This window comes from Paenibacillus prosopidis, from assembly GCF_003337375.1.
GTDB classification, from domain to species: Bacteria; Bacillota; Bacilli; order Paenibacillales; family Paenibacillaceae; genus Pristimantibacillus; species Pristimantibacillus prosopidis.
This window is the reverse complement of sequence record NZ_QPJD01000007.1, coordinates 63,611-81,969: the sequence shown is the minus strand read 5'-3', so window position 1 is coordinate 81,969 and position 18,359 is coordinate 63,611. Positions and strand designations below refer to the sequence as shown.

Below are 18,359 nucleotides of genomic sequence, written 5' to 3'. Positions count from 1 at the left end.
CAGAATAACAATCAAAGAACCTCCACAAATCAAAAAAAAAGGTTGGCCAGCGGCCAACCTTTTTTCTCGAATATCAACCACTAATGATCTTAAAAAGATAACTTAAAAATAGCTCCAATCATTTGATTGCTCAGAGCTGTGAATTTAACTCCGTATCTGTGCTGAAGCAGCCCATCCACATTTTCTTTCCAAATAATGATCCCATGTAAGTCCCCATATGACTCACTATGAAATTTATAAATAATCCCTTCATCGACAGGGAACGACATATTGGATTCAAATTGTAAACCGCCCAATGAAATATTCCGAACCAGAACATCTGTATTTTCTGTTAAATGACTCTCTTGGTTGATCGTTTCTATTTTCAAATCCGAAAGAGAGGAAACCTTCAGCCGATCGTATAAACGTAAGTTACTAGTAGCCATTATCAGCACATCCCTTCTTCTACATTAAATCATATGAACCCGCAACAGAGAATGGGAAACGAGTCCTACGGGATATCCGCTAAAATCAAGTCTTTACTGGTACTATTTAATAATATCAATTAAAATAAAATAGGTACACAGAACGACAATTTTTTTCAGGATTGTCGATTTTATGGATAAGAAAGGAATTGACTATGAAAACCCTTAGATTATTAGCATTACTCCTTATCGTCATCTTCTTGTGTAGTACTCTTTCAGTAAGTGCGTTCGCCGCTGAAAGCTCTGTAAAAGTAAAAACCGTCCCAGTCACACTCCAATTTGACGGACAAGCCCTTAAACTGCCCGAAGGCCAGCACTCTTTTATTTACCAGGGACGTACATATGTGCCGATTCGTTATATTTCCTACGCATTGCAGAAGTCAGTGAAGTGGGATGGAGCGAAAGCTTCAATCTCCGAGCCGACGGAGCAGGAGCTTGCAGCGCTGAAGAAGCAGCTGCAAAGCGCGACCACAGGTAATCAGACGCCGAAGGCTAGCGTTGAAATTAACATTCAACCGGTAAAGGCGACGCTTGAGTTCGACGGGGAAGTAGAGGCTTTGCCAGCGGGACAAGCTCTCTATGGCTATAAAGGTTCGATTTATGCGCCGCTTCGCTTCTTGTCGGAATCGGTAGGTACCGTAATCGACTGGGATCCGGTAACGAAGACGGTTAGCGCAGAATCTGAGGCTTATCGTGCGGAGCACGGAACGGAAGAGGAAATTGTTTTGCCAGGAACCGGCGGCGGTGCTGAAGTCGGTGGAGCGGGCTCGGGAGCAGGCAGTGTAAAGCTTACCGAAAAGCAAATTACAGCTGATGCGGAAGCGAAGCTAACCTCGCTGCGTAATAGCTGTCAGGCTGCTTTAATGGACATTGCCTTACAATATGTGGCGGCCGATGATGCGGGTAAAGCTCAGCTGAAGGCGAAGGGCTTGCAAGAGCTGGACAGCTGCTCGTCGAAGTTTGAGGTTATTATGGCGGATACGTCTGCTAAACTCACAGCGAACGGCTACAGTACAGCGATTATCGCTGATTATCGGGCAAAATTCAATGAAGAGCTTGCGAAAGGGCGAGCGATTGCCGAAGGCTTGGCATAAATAGAATACTGCCAATAAATATAAACTAATATAGCTTCCCCAACCCTCTAGGTTGGGGATTTTTTTTATTTTCAACATGCTTAGTAATAGTCTGTTAGTCCCTTTAATTTCATTAATATCGTCGTATAGTTCGATGAAGGTATATGTATGAATGTGTCGAATTATCTAGATATACATATTTACTAGAAGAGCTTCTCGGAAACGATAGATTTTGAACGGAGGCGAATAGCTAGCCACATGATCAAACGGAAATCAGGCTCCAAGTCGAATTTGAGTGTAGCAAAAATTTTGGGCTTATATATCACATGCGGTATTCTTTGGGTTATATTTACGGATTACTGGTTCGCTCGATCGGGTATTCATGAGGTGCATCCGCAGGAATCTCTGAAGGGCATTTTATACGTCATCATCACCGGTATGCTGCTTCATATGCTGCTGCGGCGGTACTTGAAACAAATTCTGGAGGTCAAGCAGAAGGCGCAGAAGAGTGAAGAAAGCTTTCGCGAGATATTCGAGCATGCCAACGATGGTATTGTGCTGTTTTCAATAGATGAGCATTTCTCCATGCAGTTTAGAGGCTCGAATGACTTGTTTCAAAGAATGACCGGTTATTCTGAAGATGAGCTTCGTGTCCTTTCGCCATTTCGCTATATTCACTCATCCGCATTCTCCTCCAATCTATCCAGCTTAGTGAAGGATGGAGAAAGGGTGGAAGAGGCTGAGATTCATACGAAGAACGGTTCGGTCCTATCGGTTGAAGTAAATTCGAAGACGTTCAGGAAAGGGAATCGGATTGATGTTGTATCCGTGTTCCGGGATATTACGGAGCGCAAGCATGCAGATCAAATGATTCAATTTCTTGCTAATCACGATTATTTAACAGGGCTGCCAAATCCCCGGGTATTATATGATGAGCTAAACCGGTTGATTGGATCGAACGAGGAATTCGCTCTTCTCATTATTCAGATTGACCGGTTCAAGTGGCTGCGAAATACAATCGGAAGAACAAATAGCAATGAGCTTATGGTCCTGATTGCCAAGAGGATCGTGCAGAGTTTGCAGTTGAATAACATCACCACTAGAATAAGCGATGATCAATTTAAAGTGCTGCTTCCAGGTGTGAATAAGCAGCAAGGCTTTGAGCTGCATAGTCAGATCGAGGAACAGCTCACGCTGCCTTTCCTGATCGGAGAAGATGAAATCAAGCTGGATTTCGGAATCGGTATCTCCAGCTATCCCGTAGACGGAGAAGACGAGCAATCGATTATTCGTCTTGCGCACTATACCTTAAATCAGGTGAAGGACTGGAATCCGGAGCAGCGGAAGGACAAGCAGCGAAATGTTGATTTTAAAAGAAAAGTATTGATGGAGAATGAACTCCCGGTTGCCGTTGCCAGAAATCAGTTCTCCTTGCTCTATCAGCCTAAAATACTATTGTCTTCGAAAGAAATTGTCGGAGTAGAGGCTTTGATAAGGTGGAACCACCCGGTGCTTGGCACGATATCGCCGAATGAATTTATCCCGATTGCCGAAGAAATGGGTTTTATCGTTCCGATCGGTGAGTGGGTATTGCTTCAGGCGTGCCGGCAAGTGAAAGCTTTTCAAGAGATATCAGGTGTTCCGCATACCGTTTCCGTTAATATTTCATCGAGACAATTCGTGCAGCGCAATATTGTCGATGTTGTTAAACAAGCTGTCTTTGAATCAGGTATTGAGCCGGAGCAGCTCGTTCTTGAAATAACGGAAAGCATTACGATAAATTTTGAGTCCTCTATTCATGTGTTAAGAGCGCTGAAGGATCTGGGCGTTAAGATCAGTATCGATGACTTCGGTACGGGCTACAGCTCGTTGGCTTATTTGAAACACCTGCCGATTGATGAGTTGAAAATAGACCGTTCTTTTATTCAAGATATTGTTCATCAAACGAATGATCGGAACCTCGTGCAAACGATCATTTCCTTGGCGCACCATATGAATATGCAAGTGGTTGCCGAGGGCGTACAAGCAACGGGACAGTTGGATTGTCTCAATGAGCTTGACTGCGATATGGTTCAGGGATATTATTTCAGCCCGCCAATCGATCCCGTTCTGCTCGGAACCTTACTGACACGCGGCAAACCGATCACCTATTTGGATTAGCTTGGGATGATAACATTTCTTTGAGGGGGAATTAGTAGATGGCGATACTAGTAACTGGAGGGGCTGGCTATATTGGCAGTCATACCTGCTTGGAGTTATTAAATAGCGGCTATGAAATAGTCGTTGCGGACAATCTTAGTAATAGTCATATTGTATCCTTACGTAGATTGCGTGAGCTTACGGGCAAACCTATCACCTTTTATAACGTCGATTTGTTGGATAGGGACAGTGTAGAAGCTATTTTTCTCGAAAACAACATTGATGCCGTTATCCATTTGGCCGGGTATAAAGCAGTCGGTGAATCCGTTCAGATGCCTCTCCATTATTATCATAATAATATTACCGGAACTCTTATTCTCTGCCAGGTCATGCAAAAGTTCGATGTGAAAAGAATGGTATTTAGTTCTTCGGCTACCGTATATACCTCTGTTGAATCAGGGGCTATATCCGAGGATTCTCCTCTGGGGGCTACTAATCCATATGGACGTACCAAATTGATGATTGAAGAAATGCTGCGGGATCTTTATGTTTCTGATCATGACTGGAGTATCTCGCTCTTGCGCTACTTCAATCCGGTGGGCTCTCACGTAAGCGGCCGAATCGGCGAGGATCCGGGCGGCATTCCTAATAATTTAACGCCATATATTACGCAGGTAGCGGTTGGAAAGTTGAAAAGTCTTCGGGTATTCGGCAACGATTATCCAACGCCGGACGGTACGGGGGTAAGAGACTATATCCATGTGGTGGACCTTGCTTTGGGGCATCTTAAGGCCATTGAGAAAGCCATGTCAACGACCGGCGTAGAGGCCTATAATCTTGGTACGGGCAAAGGCTATAGCGTGTTAGAAATGATTCGTACATTCGAACAAGTATCAGGCAGGAAGATTCCTTATACCATTGTAGACCGGAGGCCTGGCGACATTGCCGTCTGTTATGCGGATCCGTCTAAGGCGATTAAGGAATTAGGCTGGGCTGCACAGAGAGGAATCGAGGAAATGTGCGCGGATGCTTGGCGTTGGCAGTTACATAACCCGAACGGATATGAAGAAATGGAACAATCAAGCCTGGTGTGAACTAGCTAAAATATGCAAGAAATTCCCTGACCCTAGTGGTTAGGGATTTTTTAAGATCTTTAGTCACTATTCTTACAAGTCAAGCAGGTAAATTGTCGTATCATGTAGAATAAACTTACTCTATAATGTAAATTCGAACTAGTAGCTATGGGGGATTACATTTGGACAAAAATAGTCTTTTCGGCAAGGTAGCAGTTATTACTGGCGGAGCGCAAGGGATTGGCAAGAAGGTCGGAGAGATGCTGGCCAAGTCGGGAGCTTGTGTCTGGTCGGGAGATATTAAGGGATCCAAGGATGATAGTCCTCCGGCTGCTGGGGAGGTAAGCCGGATATATATGGACATTACGGATGAGAAGCAGGTTGTAGACTTTTTTGGTAGAATCGCTGTTCAACATGGCAGGGTGGATATGGTTATTAATTGCGCAGGCATAGGCATATTCAAGCCTATTGTTGATACAACGCTTGAAGAATGGAAACGGGTGCTCGATATAAATGTAACCGGGGTGTTCCTTGCTTCCAGGGAAGCATTCAAGCTGATGAAGAGAAATGACGGCGGCCGGATTATCAACCTTTCCTCGATTTCCGGCGTTACGCCTATTATACATAATGGTTCCTATGGGACCTCGAAGTACGCTGTGCATGGTTTTACCCAAATTATAAACGAAGAAGGAAAAGAATTCGGAATTAGAGCCACAACCGTTATTCTCGGGGCAACCCGGACGGAGATGACCGATGGGCTTGGGGCGTTTGATCCGGACGAGATGATTCCGGTAGAGGATGTGGCGGATGCCATCATCGAAGTTGCTGCTAAGCCGCTGCACATCCGGATGGATGAGATTAAGATCATGCCGCCTAAGGGAATTCTGACCAGCAAATTAATAGGATAGATGCATCATCACCAACAGGATAAGACAATATGACTGATCTTTGGAAAAGGTGGATGGGACCATGATTTATTTATCAAGAAAGCTTTATTTCTCTGCAAGCAATCGATACAGGGTAGAGGATTGGAGCGATGAAGAAAACAGGCAGGTTTTCGGCTTACGCAGCAATCCGAATGGTTACGGGCAGGATTATACGCTTGAAGTGATGGTGAAGGGTCCGCTTGATGAGCGGTCGGGTATCGTGGTCAATATCACCGACATCGACAAGGTGGTCAAGCATCTCATTCAGGAAGAATTCGATGGGAAGTTTTTGAATTATGAGCATCCTTATTTTGCAGAACGTATCCCTACTACGGAAAATATCGCGGAATACTTATGGAACGCGCTTGAGAACCAGATAGAAGGCTGTGAACTGCACAAGATCCGCCTGCATGAAAATCATTATTTACTTTCAGAAAAAGGGAGTGACAAGATGGTTCAATTGTCCAGAAAATATCATTTTTGCGCGGCTCACCGCCTGCACAGCGATCTGTTAACGGATGAAGAGAATAAGCAGATCTTCGGCAAATGCAATAACCCTCATGGGCATGGGCATAATTATTATCTTGATGTGACCGTGAGCGGACGGCCAGACTCTGTGACAGGAATGGTTATTAATCTGGCCGAGCTGGACGAGAAGGTTAACCGGATCGTTATCGATAAGTTTGATCATAAAAATTTGAATCTCGATACGGAAGAGTTCAGAAATATTAATCCTACCTCGGACATTATGGTCAAGGTCATCTGGGAGATGCTGGAGACTTCACTGCCTGGTCTGTACAAAATCGGATTATGGGAAACAGAGAAAAACTATTTTGAATATTTAGGTCCCGGTAGATAGATAGATGGGTAGATCAAGTACAGGGAGAGATTGCAAGTGTCGTTAAAAAAGAAGTTATCCATCATTTTTGCACTTGTTGTAACGGCTGTTCTCATTATGAATAATGTATTATTTTATGTCACCACGGAAAACCTGCTGCGGAAAGACCAGGAGAAGCAAATGGAGCTCATGGCTAAAGCTATAGGCATTACAATCGAGCATTCTAATTATGGGGCGCAGTATGTAGAAGACTTGATCGGGGAAAAATTGCGCTTCGCGGCAGTCGCCGCCCAGTATGCCTTAAACAAGGATATCGACAAGGTTACCGACGAACAATTAGAAGAGGTTGCGAACAAGGTAGGCGTCTCGTATATTACGCTGCTCGAAAGAGTAGACGATGACATTAAGGGAGTGAAATCATCCGATCCTAAAGAACGGAATATGAGCACAAAGGACTGGGGGTATTGGTTTACGGCATTTGAACAGCTGCTGGATCATCAGAATGTAAACATTCCTGAAGGGCAAAAGCTGAAGAACTATTGGTCCGGCCCGATGAACACTTCCTATACCAATCCTGATCATGTCGCTAAATGGGGGTACTATTACGACGGGACAACGAACTATATCATTAACCCAGCCGTTTGGGACAGTCAGATCATGAACTTCAAGCAAGAGGTTGGCGCCGATTCGATTGTTACTAAGGCTTTGGAGAGCAATGATGCCCTTTTGGAGATCACCGGCTTTAACCCGCTTACTTTCGGAAAGCCGCCTATTTATACGGAAACGGATGGGCAAAAATACATTGATTTTGTTAATCAGGAAATTCAATTCGGCAAATATTCATATGAAGACAAGGAGAATGATGTACGGATTGTCTCCGAGGTGATGGCCACAGGTAAGCTGATGAGCGTAGAGGCCGCAATCAGCGGCAAGAAGGTGTTAAAGAGCTTCATCCCCATTCAATCGGAAATACCTTATGTCATTGGTATTGTCACCGATTATGACGTCATCCAGGGCGTGTTGAATAAGCAATTATTCAATAATTTTATCATTTCCATTATCGTTTTGCTCTTTGTTATCGGGTTCAGCTATCTGCTCGCCGCTTATATTGTTAAACCGGTCAACCGAATATTAAAGAAGGTAAATGAAATTGCGAAAGGCAATTTTGGCGCACAGCTGTCGATCGACCGGAAAGATGAGCTTGGCATGCTGTCTGTACAAGTTAATACGATGTCGCGGAACCTGGATACCTCTACAAAAGAATTAAAAGAGAAAAATGCCGAAATTGAATATCAAGCTTACCACGATTTCTTAACGGGCTTGCCGAACCTTCGGTATCTTACCAGCCAGTTCAATGAAGAATTGCAGCGTTTGGAGACGATGGCGGTCATTTTCGTGGATCTGGATCGCTTCAAGATGATTAATGATATGTTTGGACATACGGTTGGCGACTTTTTGCTGAAGGCTGTTGCTAAACGAATTGTGGAGCATACCGAAGAAAATGGAACGGTCGCCCGTATAGGCGGCGATGAATTCATTGTTTTGATTCCGAATTACAATAGAGAGCTTTCTGCCAGCAAAGCCCAGGAGCTCTTGAAGGTGCTTGCAAAGCCTTTCGTTTACATGGGGAACGAGCTGTTCGTGACGCCTAGCATTGGAATCAGCCTGTACCCAACCGATGGAGATCATGCGGATAAGCTGGTTAAAAACTCGGATATCGCCATGTATCGTGCCAAGGAGCAAGGGAGAAACACGTATCAGTTTTATGAGCCTGAAATGAACGACTTCATTTACAAACGGGCTCAATTAGAGCAAGGCTTGCGAAAGGCGTTGGAATTGAATGAATTTACGCTGCTCTTCCAGCCTCAGATTGAGTTAAACGCAGGCAAAATTATCGGCAATGAGGCCTTGATTCGTTGGAAACACGGTGTAGCGGGCATGATTTCGCCTGCCGATTTTATACCCCTGTCAGAAGAAACAGGGTTAATCGTGCCGATCGGGGAATGGGTGCTTCGCAAGGCCTGTGAGCAGAATGTAGCATGGCAGAAAGCCGGTTTTCCTCCAATGAGAGTCTCTGTTAATTTATCTGCACGCCAGTTCCAGCAAATGAACTTAGTGGAGAATGTAACCGAAATCTTATCGGAAACGGGCCTTGATCCTCAGTATTTGGAACTCGAGATTACCGAAACCATTGCCATGCATAATGAAGAGTATGTCATTGCGAAGCTTAATGCTTTGAAGAAATTAGGGATCCGGATAGCGATGGATGATTTCGGAACCGGCTATTCTTCGCTGGGTTATCTCAATAAACTGCCGATTGATACATTGAAGATTGATAAATCCTTCCTCGGCGATATTAAGGAGGGGCAAAATTCAGAAATTTGCGCTACGATCATAGCGATGGCTCGAAATATGAATCTGAACGTCATTGCTGAGGGAGTAGAGACTAAGGAACAGCTCGATTTCCTCTTCCAGCATAAATGTATGGAAGCGCAAGGCTATTTGTTCAGTAAGCCCGTATCTGCCGATGAGTTTGTCCAAACGTATTTATCCATCCAGGAAGTCGCGGCAGGCAAGGTTGATAAAGGCTAAAGGTTTTGCCTAAGTGAATATCTTTTCCCTGGCCTTTGCGGTCGGGGATTTTTTAATTCTAAATTAAACGTTTGCGTTTATTCTTTCCAAGCTTATACCAGAAGTGACCTTTTTCGTCTTTGAATACCCGGATGCCAAACAGCTTCAATGGTGTCGATAGTTCTGTAAACATCATATAGCCGGACAATGAGCTCACCTCTTATTCTATTCTCTTTGTAATAATACCAAACTTAAGACTTATTGACTAGAATGAATTAGGACTATTTTACTGTATGTGTACATGCTGGAATGACCGTTTTGTGATTGCATGCCATTTTGAAGTATGATAGGAGGAACAGCGTTTTTGTTGGAGGTGCAATCGAAAGTGAAAGCGAATGCGAAAGTAAAAGTGAATAAATCTATGAAATGGCTGCCAACTCTATTATGGGGAATATTGTTAATCGGGTGGTTAACGCTCGTTTTTGTATTTTCCTCTCAATCATATGAGCAGCAAAGCATACAACCGTTATTAAGGAAATCACATATTTATATAGATATTGTCCGGCGTCTGCCTGAAGTGACGATAAAATATAGGTATAGCGTTATTAATTCGCATGCTTCGCCTTATGCCTTTATTGAATTTCTGTTCCGCAAGGGCGCTCATTTGTTTGTGTATGCCACCTTTGCTTCTATTCTATTTATGTTCATGCGTTCTTTAAATCCCAAGCGCTTGTTCCGGGCGATTGCGGTGACGCTCGTTGTGGCCATTGCGGTTCCGGCTTTGGATGAATGGAATCAGCTTCAATCCGATGAGCGCACAGGAAATGCGACGGATGTTGTGCTGGATTTTACAGGGGCATGTATTGGCATGATTGTTTGCTTATTGATGATAGGTTTTTTTAAGCTTTGGAGAAGATTTAAGTAGGGGAACGGAAATAAAAAGTTGCGGACAAAATGATGCGTATCCCTTATAATTATCGTTTGAGTAAGATTACGAAGGTATATAGGGGGAGTCGCAGCTTGCAACGCTTTGAACAACTAGATTCGCTCCGGGGATTAGCCGCGCTTGCGGTAATGGTGGGACATTTTTTTATCGTGTTCACGCCCTTTGCGCAAAATACATCGAGCTTAGGATTTTTGGAATATCCGCTGAATCTGCTTAAATATACGCCGCTGCATACGTTTTGGGGCGGGCATGAAGCGGTTATCATGTTTTTCCTGCTTAGCGGTTTCGTACTTTCACTACCTTTTTACAACGATCGTCAGCAGCCGTATACGAAATATGTGATCAAACGGATATGCCGGATTTATATTCCGTTCGTCGTCGCTTTGTTCGCAGCTATTTTGATGAGAGAAGCGGTATTTGAGACGAAGCTGACGGAATTGACCGGGTACTATAACAATTTGTGGACGAGACCGCCGGATTTTGCTTCGATTTTGCATCATTTGCTGTTTATCGGAAATTATAATACGACGAAGTATGATCCGATCTTGTGGACGCTCGTGCACGAGATGCGTATATCGCTATTATTCCCTTTTATTATGATTATTCTTGTAAAAGGCGGCTGGAAGCTCGGCTTGCCGCTTGCTTTCGCTTTATCCTACGGGGCTGAGTATTTACTGGCTCATTTTGAAACACGCTACATGACAAATTATGTGATTACCCTGCACTATACTTCGTTCTTTATTATTGGCGCGCTGCTGGCGAGATATAGAGATGGACTGAGACAAGCCTACTCCCGCTTGAACGGGTGGTGGATCGGGCTGCTTGTTATGGTTGCCATATGCGCCTATTCGTTCAAATGGATCGGCTATGGACAACCATTTCATGACATATTCAAGCCGGACCGGGGCGATTGGATGATTGCCTTGGGAGCCTCTTTCTTTATCGTCGCAGCTATATCGTCGGTGCGTTTATCGACGCTGCTGCAACGTAAGCCCTTGTTATTTTTGGGCAAAATATCGTACAGCCTATACTTGTATCATATGATTGTGCTATTATCGCTGGCGCATTTGCTAAATGGTATGCTGGATACATCATATATTGTTATGATTGCCTTTGTAGTTTCATTTGCAGTAGGCGCGCTCAGTTATTACTTTGTCGAGCTGCCGGCCATTCGTTTAGGTAAGCTGCTGACGAGCCGGGGCAAGAAGCAATCCGTTCCAGCGGGCAGCGGTGCTTCCGCCAGGATGTAAAGAAGTAGATAAGGTAGAGAAGGAACAGCTCTCGATTGAGAGTTGTTCCTTTTTTTAAAATATAAGAAAGTATAAATTTGAACCTTATACGATGCTTATATTTCACCGCGAAACGAGCTTTTGCCGCCAAGACGGCGACAGCCGTTTACGCTTGGTTTAAGCAAAGTACTGGATGACAAAGTCACGAAATTTGCGGGCCGCCAAGGAAAGGTACCGTTTTTCATGCCATATGATTTGGTAATGGCGTTGACAGACAGGAGATTCAATAGAGAGTAGAGTAAGTTTGGAATCCTCTCCGCTTTTGCATCCGAAAAGCGCAACACCCAGCCCGGCGCGGACAAGACTTGCAACGGCAGCGGGTTCGTCTACCCGGCAGACGAAATTTGGCGTTATCCCTGCCTGCCGGAAGAACATATCGTTCATTTTTTGAAACGGAAATTCCTCTTTGTAGCCGATAAATGGTTCATCAGCCACCTCGCTTAAGTGAACGCTAATGCGATCCGCAAATCGGTGCCCTTGAGGAACGGCCAAAAAAACATCTTCGTTAAGCACGGTCGCCTGTGCAAATCCCGGGCGATCGATAGGCAGTGCAGTAAAGCAAATATCAACCTCACCGGCTTCAAGCAAGTATGCTATTTCTTCCGTTGCAGTCTGTGTGATCCTAAAGTTGACTTCCGGGTGATGAGAAAGGAAATCGCTCAATGGTTCCGACAAACGATCCAGAGTCGAAGTCGCCAGATGAATGCTCCCATGCTCCAGTCCTGCTAGCTCGGCCACCTCCTTCTGTCCCTCGTCCAGCAGGGTGAGCGCCTTTTCCACTCTATCCAAAAACGCTTTTCCAAATGTGTTGAGCCGAATTCGCCCTCCCTGGCGGTCAAATAACGGGACCCCGACGTCTTCCTCTAACCGGGCGATCGTCTTGCTGAGCGCGGGCTGTGCGATACACAGCTCCTGGGCAGCCCTCGTCATATGTTCCATTTTGGCCACCGTTCTAAAATACCGCAATTGCAGCAGTTCCATCCTTTTCTCCCCTTCCCATATACCCTGGTATATAAACTATATTGCTTAAGATGTATTTTTGTTTATTTAGAATCGATTATAAAATAAAGCATGTAAGCAAAACAACGCCCTTTCCCGGGAAGAAGTGCTGGTGGAAATGAAGTGTTGAAGTGAAGTGTGGCAGAAGGGGGACGCGCGGCTTTGGAAACCGGAGTTCAACAGCAACAAGCAGGAGAAAAATTGATTCGTATTCTTGCATTCACTCTTGTCATATCTGTGATGAGCGCGACGATGTTCAATATTGTATTGCCTGAGATCGGCGCGGAATTTCACCTTTCACTCGCGCAAGTCAGCTGGGTCACATCAGCTTTTTTACTGATCTATGCCATCGGAACCGTTACCTATGGAAAGCTCGCCGACACCTACAAGCTCAAAAATCTGATCACATTCGGACTCATCTTTTTTGCTCTCGGCTCCATGATCGGTCTAGCCGCTCAAGATTATTGGATGGTTCTCCTCGGCCGGATGCTGCAGGCAGTGGGGGCTGCAGTTATTCCGGCTACGGCCTCGATCATCCCGGTTCGCTATTTTCCGCCTGAGAGCCGGGGACGCGCTTTGGGAATATCAATGACCGGTTTGGCAATCGGCGCTGCGATCGGTCCTGTCGTTGCCGCTTTAGTGGTCAGCGTTGTTCATTGGCGGTTTCTGTTCTGCATGCCTCTCTTTACGTTGTTCACATTGCCATTTTACCGCAAATATTTGGACGATGATCAAAAAAGGGCGGGGAAAATCGATTGGATTGGCGGCGGAATGCTCGCTGGAACGGTCGCACTGCTGCTTCTGGCGATCACGAATAAGGCGTGGTTTCCCGGTGCCGGCTGCCTGGTCTTGTTCGTTTTGTTTGTAGTGAGAATCCGTTCCGTTCCGGAACCTTTTATTAAGCCTGACCTGTTCAGAAGCAAAGGTTATTCTCTGGGGCTCTCGATTGCTTTCCTGGGGACCGGGATCGGTTATTCACTCGCTTTTCTGAGCCCGCAGTTGTTGTTCAATGTTAATCATCTGGCTCCGGGAATGATAGGCTTTGCGATGGTTCCAGCCGCAATTACAACCGCGGTCTTGGGACGAAAAGGCGGCAAGCTGGCGGATTCGAAAGGCAATCCGGTACTTTTTTATACGGCATCCGTACTTTTATTAACCTGTTTTGTTCTATTGTCTTCGTTCTCAGGAATTTCGCCGCTGTTCATAGCCTTCTTTCTGATCTTCGGCAATGTGGGGCAAGCGTTCATGCTCATTGCGTTGTCCAATGCGATTTCCCGGACGCTGCCGAAAGATCAGAGCGGGGTGGGAATGGGACTGCTGGCGATGCTTAACTTTATTGCCGGCGCGGTTTCCGCAAGCGTTTATAGCAAGACGGTTGATCAAGGCGCAGATTCCAACTGGAATCCGGCGAATTCGTATCCGGACGCGTTCGTTTATAGCAATATTTATTTTGTTCTTGTGATTATGCATGTGATTATTTTGTTGCTTTATTATTTTCAGTTCGGCAAAGCCAGCAAACAGAGGAGGAATATTTTATGAGAGCGATGGCGTTTTCTACATTTGGTCCACCAGAGGTGTTAAGGTTAACGGAACTTGTGGAACCGCAAGCGGGTGCAAGCGAGGTGCGTGTCCGGATCAAAGCAGCAGGCGTGATGCCGTACGACTACGGAGTGCGCAGTGGTTGGACTCTTGCCGGCTATACGATGACTTTTCCTGAAATTCCAGGCAACGAGTTCGCTGGCATCATTGATCAGGTGGGTGAAGGCGTATCCGGCTTCTCTGTCGGCGACGAAGTGCTGGGGTTCAACATGCTGAAGTGTTATGCCGAGTATGTGGCAGTCAAATCCGACCAGATAGTAATCAAGCCGGAAAACATGCCGTGGGAAGTTGCGGGCGGGTTTTCCGGCAACGGACAGGGCGCGCACCTTGCTTTGACGGCGCTTGGCTCCTTGGAGGGCGACACGGTGCTGATCCATGGAGCCGCCGGCGGTCTTGGCACCTTCGCGGTACAGTTGGCCAAGTTATGGGGTGCTGCCACTGTTATCGGTACTGCGAGCGAGAGCAATCACGACTATCTCCGCTCGCTCGGCGCGATCCCGGTCAGCTATGGAGAAGGACTTGTAGACCGGGTGCGCGCACTCGCGCAAGGTGGAGTGGACGCAGCGCTGGATGTCGCCGGTCCGGAAGCGTTGAGGGCCTCCATGGAGCTCGTCAAGAGCAAGGAGCGTATCCGAACGATGGTGTCCTTCGATCTCGCAAATGAGCTCGGGATTCGCCCGATCATCGGAACGCGGACCGCCGCGCGGCTCGCCGTACTATGCGATCTTTACGCCCAAGGGAAATTGCACATCCACATCAGGAAGGTCTTTCCGCTGGATCAGGCCGCTAGCGCCCATCGAGAAGTCGAGAGCCGGCACGGCCGCGGCAAGGTCGTCCTTACTGTCAACTAAATCGCATTTCACAAGCCTATAAAAAGTCCTTGAATTTTCTTATCCATGCGAAAAGCGCTGCCGGTATTTACGCGGCGAGATGCTCTCGTATTTGGCGAAGCAGGAGGTGAAGTAGGCTGCGTGGTTGAAGCCGACCTCCTCGGCGATCCGGGCGACCCCAAGGTCGGTTTGCAGCAGCAGCAGCTTCGCCTGTTCGATGCGGAAGCGCATCAAGTAGTCGAACGGCGCGCAGCCGAACTCCTTCTGCATGCATCTCGCGATATAGACAGGGTGGAAGTTAATGCTCTCGCCGAGCTCCTGCGCCGATATATCCTCCCGGTAATGCTCCCGCAGGTAAGAAGCGGCCTGCTCCGCGCACAGAGCGGACGGTGACGGGCCATGTGCCTCCATCGAAGCGGACAAATGTTCAATGACCTCTTGAAAAACAAGCTGCTGCTTCCATCTGACGCTAGGGATATGGTCATTCATATTGAGCTGCATAAGCTGGCGGATGAGGCTCTCCATCTTGGAAGGCTGGAGCAGCCTCGTAAACTGGGGCAGCTGCTTTGTGAAGGTTTGTGTTGTATAAATATTTTTTGTAAGCATTCTCTCATTCGAACTGTTGGCCAGCGGTACCGTCACCGATTGATCGGATACGTGCCATTCTCCGCTTGTTTGAAAGTGAATCCAGTAATAAGCGGTATGCTCTTGGCAGGCAAGCGTTGCGTAATGATAAGCATCCGGTCGTAAAATGAGCGCATGACCAGCGCTTACTTCGTAGTGGCGTTCTTCTTCCCCGACATATAAGCATCCGCTTGTCACAACAAGCAGGTCAAACACTTCGATGTTGCGTCTGCTTGGATGCTTGCGGCCTGGCGGCGCTACGGTATAGCCGCCGATTATGTAATGCGGCAGCGGCGGAATCGTCATATGGAAAATCGTCATGGCCTGGGATGCTCCTTTAGACGCTGAAGTTTGAATCGTTATAGTTTCGGTTGTAAAACTGATACATCAAGCTCAGTATAGCATCTATAATTTGAAAAGACGATTGATGATTTGACATCGGATGCGGCCTTATGAAAGGGTCATCACAGGGGGATGCTTGAATGGCTAAAACGGATAAAAAGTTTTCGCTGGGGATGTTGGCTTGGCCGATATTTATAGAATTGTTTTTGCAGTTTTTACTCGGGGCTGCGGATACGCTGATGGTTAGCCGGATATCGGATGACGCGGTTGCGGTCGTCGGCTTCTCTAATCAGCTGTTTCAAGCATTGATGACCTTATTTATAACCATAGCCAGCGGCGCGGGCATATTAATTGCGCAGAAGCTCGGTTCCAGGAACAGTGAAGATGCGCGTACGATTGCAATCATGGCGGTTAAGGTGAGTGCCGTCATAGGAATTGTAATTAGTATCGTGTTGTATTTAATGCCGGGAGAGATAGCTTCGCTGCTGCAATTGCCGAACCATTTGCTTCCGCTTGCGGAAACGTATATATCGATTGTCGGCGGCGGTATGGTGCTCATTGCGGTAATGGCGGCGCTCAGCAACTCTATCCGCAATACGGGCAATACGAAGGGGCCGATGTATACGGCGATCGGAATGAACGTCGTGCATGTTTTTTTCAACTATGCATTCATCTTCGGTGCGTTCGGTTTTCCAAAATGGGGCTTGCTCGGCGTGGCCGTTTCAACGGTGCTGTGCCGCTTATTGGCAGCGATTGTGCTGTTTTTCATGTTTTTGGGCTCCTTTGAACGTACGATCAGTATTCGGGATTTTAACGTGTTTAACCGCAAGCTTTTCGGAGATATTTTGCGAATCGGTTGGCCGCTCGGCGTCAATATGTCCTGCTGGTTCTTCACGCAGCTGCTTATTTTCAGCTTTATCGCAATAATCGGCTCGAATGAGCTGGCGGCGCGGACGTATATGAACACGCTGGAAGCGTTCTGCTTCATGCTTGGCTATTCCGTCGCGCTTGCGGTACAAATTCAAATTGCTCATCTGTATGGAGCAGGCAGGGTGAAGGAAGCTTACGGCATAGCCTTCCGGGCCATGTGGATCGGTCTCGCGGTCGTGGCGGTCAACGCTTTCCTCATCTTTTTGTTTGGCCGGCAGCTGCTCGGACTGTTCACGGAAAATGCCGAGATCGTCTCGCTTGGCGTATCCCTATTGGGACTCAATTTGCTGCTTCAGCCCGGCAAAATGATCAATATGGCGCTCAACAACGCGCTGAATGCGGTCGGCGACACCCGTTATACGATGTGGACGTCTATGTTCTCGATGTGGCTGATTGCGACGGGGCTCGCGTACTGGGTAGGGATTGAGCTCGGCTGGGGGCTGATCGGCATTTATTTATGTATGATTTTGGATGAGTATGTACGCGGCGCGGTGTCGCTGTTTCGTTGGAGGGGCCAGAAGTTTCTGCGCAAGGCGGAACGCAGCGAAGCCGATGCCGGAATAAAAGCAGACGGCAGCGGCGGCGGTCCGCTTGGCAAACAGTCGGCGCTGGATGTTTGAATAAAGATAGATTATCGCGCGAGCTGGAAGGGCTATGTTGGATTTTGTCCATTATAGGGGGAAGACTTTGTTCAAAAGCGCGGCTATGTTGGACTATCTCCAGTAAAATTGGCTCCTCTAGTCCGACCAGCAGTACTTTCAGTAGGAGATAGCTTTTCTATATTGGAGAAAGTACAGGATAGGTCACAAATTAGCTTTGAAAGCATTAAAGTTATTGGATAAAACCATTATCGGTTCTATACATTATGGGCAATGCAGAGGTTTAAAGAGTCCTGTATAATAGTAGCAGTAGGAAAAAAGCGGCCTCGCACTTGCAAGCCGCTGTTTTCCGTATAGCTGGCAAGGGAGCTGGAGTGTGAAATGGCATCTATGATGATAATGAATGAGAAAATACGAGCATCAGAGGTACGGCTGACAGGCATGAAGGGAGAAGACCTCGGCGTTGTATCACGCGATGAAGCGCTGGCGATGGCCAGGGAGCTGAAGGTGGATTTAGTTTGCACCTCGCTCATGAGCAGTCCGCCGCCGTGCAAGCTGGTCGGAAAGGGGCAAGCGAAGCAGGAGCTCAGCCAAGAGAAACGCGGGGAGAGAGTGAAGGAGCAGCCAAGCAAGGTGAAGGAGCTCCGCTTGACTCCCCACATTGAAGAGCATGACTATGACACGAAGCTGCGGCAAGCGGCAAAGCTCCTTGCATCCGGCAATGGCGTCCAGCTCATTGTGCGCATTCAAGGCAAGGAAGGACCGAAGGCGAAGGAGCTGCTTGAGCGAATGGTCAAGGACCTTGCCGGGAGCGGCAAGAAGCAGTCGGGCATTCAGGTTAGCGGCAAGCAAGCGGCGGTGCAGGTTCTGCCTTTGTGAGGAGGTTGCCCGAGGGATGGGCAGGGTACCGGGATTGCTCTGTCTGTCTTTGCTAAAAGCTTGCTTTTCACATGGATATGTATGCGCTTTCTTTGTTGATTAAGGTTACTGGGCATGCAGGTGTGTAAGTGTAAATGAGTATGTATGCATGAGGATTGGGCTGGCATATGGATTAGTGAGTGAAGCTTAGTGAGGGAAGCTCATTATACAGTGAGGTTAACCTCATTAAATCATGCTA

16 protein-coding genes are annotated in these 18,359 nt (G+C 46.8%); 12 read left to right on the top strand and 4 right to left on the bottom strand.

The features are described from left to right. Window positions 1-89: 89 nt before the first annotated feature. Window positions 90-425 (bottom strand): PilZ domain-containing protein, encoded by a 336-nt coding sequence (locus DFP97_RS12285; protein ID WP_114380287.1) that lies wholly within the window; start codon window positions 423-425, stop codon window positions 90-92. Window positions 426-619: 194 nt separating this feature from the next. Between DFP97_RS12285 and DFP97_RS12280 the strand changes: the two genes are divergently transcribed. From DFP97_RS12280 to DFP97_RS12255, 6 genes are all read left to right on the top strand, one after another. Further along, window positions 620-1,558 (top strand): stalk domain-containing protein, encoded by a 939-nt coding sequence (locus DFP97_RS12280; protein ID WP_114380286.1) that lies wholly within the window; start codon window positions 620-622, stop codon window positions 1,556-1,558. Between the two features lie 237 nt (window positions 1,559-1,795). Further along, complete coding sequence (locus DFP97_RS12275; protein ID WP_114380285.1) at window positions 1,796-3,697, top strand: putative bifunctional diguanylate cyclase/phosphodiesterase; 1,902 nt, start codon at window positions 1,796-1,798, stop codon at window positions 3,695-3,697. A 38-nt stretch (window positions 3,698-3,735) separates the two neighbouring features. Then, a complete protein-coding gene (galE, locus tag DFP97_RS12270) occupies window positions 3,736-4,770 on the top strand; it encodes a UDP-glucose 4-epimerase GalE (protein WP_114380284.1) in 1,035 nt (344 codons plus the stop codon). A gap of 161 nt (window positions 4,771-4,931) precedes the next feature. Continuing rightward, on the top strand, window positions 4,932-5,657 hold the full coding sequence (locus tag DFP97_RS12265) for an SDR family oxidoreductase (protein WP_181873487.1): 726 nt from the start codon (window positions 4,932-4,934) through the stop codon (window positions 5,655-5,657). Window positions 5,658-5,718: 61 nt separating this feature from the next. After that, window positions 5,719-6,534, top strand: a complete 816-nt coding sequence (locus DFP97_RS12260) for a 6-carboxytetrahydropterin synthase (protein WP_114380282.1) — start codon at window positions 5,719-5,721, stop codon at window positions 6,532-6,534. A gap of 36 nt (window positions 6,535-6,570) precedes the next feature. Further along, a complete protein-coding gene (locus tag DFP97_RS12255; RefSeq protein WP_114380281.1) occupies window positions 6,571-9,105 on the top strand; it encodes an EAL domain-containing protein in 2,535 nt (844 codons plus the stop codon). A gap of 58 nt (window positions 9,106-9,163) precedes the next feature. Here DFP97_RS12255 and DFP97_RS31905 read toward each other — a convergent pair whose 3' ends face one another. Beyond that, window positions 9,164-9,292, bottom strand: coding sequence for a hypothetical protein (locus DFP97_RS31905; protein WP_281270965.1), 129 nt, complete (start codon window positions 9,290-9,292; stop codon window positions 9,164-9,166). A gap of 165 nt (window positions 9,293-9,457) precedes the next feature. Here DFP97_RS31905 and DFP97_RS12250 point away from each other — a divergent pair, with 165 nt between their 5' ends. Together DFP97_RS12250 and DFP97_RS12245 are read left to right on the top strand one after the other, a co-directional pair. Continuing rightward, window positions 9,458-10,009, top strand: a complete 552-nt coding sequence (locus DFP97_RS12250) for a VanZ family protein (RefSeq protein ID WP_245976200.1) — start codon at window positions 9,458-9,460, stop codon at window positions 10,007-10,009. 95 nt (window positions 10,010-10,104) lie between these two features. Then, complete coding sequence (locus DFP97_RS12245) at window positions 10,105-11,280, top strand: acyltransferase family protein (RefSeq protein ID WP_181873485.1); 1,176 nt, start codon at window positions 10,105-10,107, stop codon at window positions 11,278-11,280. 156 nt (window positions 11,281-11,436) lie between these two features. Here DFP97_RS12245 and DFP97_RS12240 read toward each other — a convergent pair whose 3' ends face one another. Further along, on the bottom strand, window positions 11,437-12,300 hold the full coding sequence (locus tag DFP97_RS12240; protein WP_114380278.1) for a LysR family transcriptional regulator: 864 nt from the start codon (window positions 12,298-12,300) through the stop codon (window positions 11,437-11,439). Window positions 12,301-12,480: 180 nt separating this feature from the next. On the opposite strand from DFP97_RS12240, the gene DFP97_RS12235 reads away from it, so the two are divergent. Together DFP97_RS12235 and DFP97_RS12230 are read left to right on the top strand one after the other, a co-directional pair. Then, the gene (locus DFP97_RS12235) at window positions 12,481-13,857 is read left to right on the top strand and encodes an MFS transporter (protein ID WP_114380277.1); all 1,377 of its coding nucleotides are present in this window, start codon (window positions 12,481-12,483) and stop codon (window positions 13,855-13,857) included. Continuing rightward, window positions 13,854-14,768 carry an NADP-dependent oxidoreductase gene (locus DFP97_RS12230; RefSeq protein ID WP_114380276.1) on the top strand — a complete coding sequence of 305 codons (915 nt, stop codon included), beginning with the start codon at window positions 13,854-13,856 and terminating at the stop codon, window positions 14,766-14,768. Before DFP97_RS12235 ends, DFP97_RS12230 begins: the two co-directional genes overlap by 4 nt. A 39-nt stretch (window positions 14,769-14,807) precedes the next feature. Here the strand turns inward: DFP97_RS12230 and DFP97_RS12225 are convergent, their stop codons facing one another. Next, window positions 14,808-15,692 (bottom strand): helix-turn-helix transcriptional regulator, encoded by an 885-nt coding sequence (locus DFP97_RS12225; protein ID WP_114380275.1) that lies wholly within the window; start codon window positions 15,690-15,692, stop codon window positions 14,808-14,810. A 161-nt stretch (window positions 15,693-15,853) separates the two neighbouring features. Between DFP97_RS12225 and DFP97_RS12220 the strand changes: the two genes are divergently transcribed. Both DFP97_RS12220 and infC read left to right on the top strand, forming a co-directional pair. Then, window positions 15,854-17,263 carry an MATE family efflux transporter gene (locus DFP97_RS12220; RefSeq protein ID WP_114380274.1) on the top strand — a complete coding sequence of 470 codons (1,410 nt, stop codon included), beginning with the start codon at window positions 15,854-15,856 and terminating at the stop codon, window positions 17,261-17,263. A 369-nt stretch (window positions 17,264-17,632) separates the two neighbouring features. Beyond that, window positions 17,633-18,121, top strand: a complete 489-nt coding sequence (gene infC, locus DFP97_RS12215) for a translation initiation factor IF-3 (RefSeq protein ID WP_114380606.1) — start codon at window positions 17,633-17,635, stop codon at window positions 18,119-18,121. Window positions 18,122-18,359: the final 238 nt, after the last annotated feature.